At 74.5% G+C, this 1,316-nt stretch carries 1 protein-coding gene; it reads right to left on the reverse strand.

Going from position 1 to position 1,316, the window contains the following annotated elements; genetic code table 11:
- Positions 1-24 precede the first annotated feature (24 nt).
- On the reverse strand, positions 25-1,316 hold a 1,292-nt coding region (gene cydD / locus ACYVE7_RS34185), incomplete at its 5' end, for a thiol reductant ABC exporter subunit CydD (RefSeq protein WP_460370741.1).

Consider the following 1,316-nt stretch of genomic DNA (forward strand, 5'->3'; position numbering starts at 1 on the left):
CGGGGCCGCGGGTGGTGTCGTGGGTCATGCGGGCACCGCTTTCTGGGGTTCGGGGTGGGGGGTGGCGGTCTGGTGGGCGCGGGTGGCGAGGGTGGGGCGGTGGGTGGCCAGGAGGGTGGTGCGGCCGGTGGTGAGGGCGGTGATGGTGTCGGCGAGGTCGAGTTCGGTCTGGACGTCGAGGTGGGCGGTGGGTTCGTCGAGGAGGAGGACGGGGGTGTCGAGGAGGGCGCAGCGCAGGGCGACGCGAGCCAGGGCGACGCGCTGGCGCTGCCCCGCGGACAGGCCGGCGCCGTCGGGGCCGAGACGGGTGTCGAGGGTGGTGAAGGTGAGGACTCCGGTCTGGGCGGCGGCGGCGCGGACGGCTTCGGCGGGGGCGTCCGGGACGGGGACGGCGAGGTTCGCGGCGATCGTGTCCTCGAAGAGCGTCGGATGCTGGGGAAGCCAGGAGACCTGGTCGCGCGAGAGCCGGGTGAGGGCGCCGGACACCGGGGTGTGGAAGCCGAGCAGCGCGGCGAACAGGCTGGACTTGCCGCTGCCCGACGGCGCGGTCAGGGCCGTGATCGTGCCGGGTTCGGCGGTGAAGGAGATCGGGGCGAGGCCGTCGCGGAGCACCAGCTCGTCAGCGGTGACGGTCGTGGGCCCCGGCGCGGGCGCGGCCACCGCGGGACGGATCTCGGCGAACAGCCGGTCGGCGGCGGCCAGCCCCTCCTGCGCGGCGTGGAACTGGGCGCCGACCTGGCGGAGCGGCAGATAAGCCTCCGGCGCGAGGATCAGCAGGAACAGCGCGAGCTGGAAGGTGATCCCCCCGTCGAGCAGCCGGAACCCGACCGTCACGGCGACGACCGCCACCGAGATGGTCGCGGCCAGCTCCAGCACCAGCGCCGACAGGAACGCGATCCGCAGCGACGCCATCGTCGCGACGCGGTGCTCCCGCGACACCCGCTGGATCTCCGACGCCTGGAACCGGGCCCGCCCGAACACCTTCAGCGTCGCCAGCCCGGTCACCACATCGGCGAAATGTCCGGCGAGCCGTTCCAGCGAGCTCCACTGCCGGGCCGTCCTGGCCTCGGTGTAGGTCCCGATGAGGAACCCGAAGATCGGGATCAGCGGCAGGGTGATCGCGACGATCAGCGCGGTGCCGGGGTCGGCGACGGCCAGCACCGCCAGCACGCACACCGGCACGACGGCCGCGACCACGAGCTGCGGCAGGTACCGCGCGAAGTAGGGGTCGAGCGCGTCCACGCCCCGGGTGACGAGCGCCGCCACCGACCCGGACGCGGCCTTGTCGCCGGGACGTCCGGGCGCCGAGCCGAGCG

Source organism: Actinocorallia lasiicapitis, from assembly GCF_054778695.1.